The sequence below is a fragment of the Paenibacillus sp. EB106-05-06-XG162 genome (assembly GCF_058791655.1).
In genome coordinates this window covers 1-662 of sequence record NZ_JBYTDT010000048.1, presented here as the reverse complement: position 1 = coordinate 662, position 662 = coordinate 1, and the positions used below count along the sequence as shown (strand labels likewise).

The following is a 662-nucleotide window of genomic DNA, read 5'->3' as shown; positions in this document are numbered from 1 at the left end:
TAGGTTAAGCTACTAAGAGCACACGGAGGATGCCTAGGCGCTAGGAGTCGACGAAGGACGTGGCGAACAACGAAATGCTTCGGGGAGCTGTAAGCAAGCTTTGATCCGGGGATGTCCGAATGGGGAAACCCGGCTGGTGTAATAGCCAGTCACTCATATCTGAATACATAGGGTATGAAGAGACAGACGAGGGGAACTGAAACATCTAAGTACCCTCAGGAAGAGAAAACAATAGTGATTCCGTCAGTAGCGGCGAGCGAACGCGGAACAGCCTAAACCAGAGAGCTTGCTCTCTGGGGTTGTGGGACGTCTCACATGGAGTTACAAAGGAACCGGTTAAACGAAGAGGTCTGGAAAGGCCCGCCATAGAAGGTAAAAGCCCTGTAATTGAAAGTCTGTTCTCTCCGAGACGTATCCCGAGTAGTGCGGGGCACGTGAAATCCCGTATGAATCTGCCAGGACCATCTGGTAAGGCTAAATACTACCTAGCGACCGATAGTGAAGCAGTACCGTGAGGGAAAGGTGAAAAGCACCCCGGAAGGGGAGTGAAATAGAACCTGAAACCGTGTGCTTACAAGAAGTCAGAGCCCGATCTATGGGTGATGGCGTGCCTTTTGTAGAATGAACCGGCGAGTTACGTTCCCGTGCAAGGTTAAGGTGAA

1 rRNA gene is annotated in these 662 nt (G+C 51.1%); it reads left to right on the top strand.

The window, feature by feature from the left end:
• Positions 1 to 2: 2 nt before the first annotated feature.
• Positions 3 to 662 (top strand): 23S ribosomal RNA (locus AC3WU2_RS30655); the annotation flags it as partial.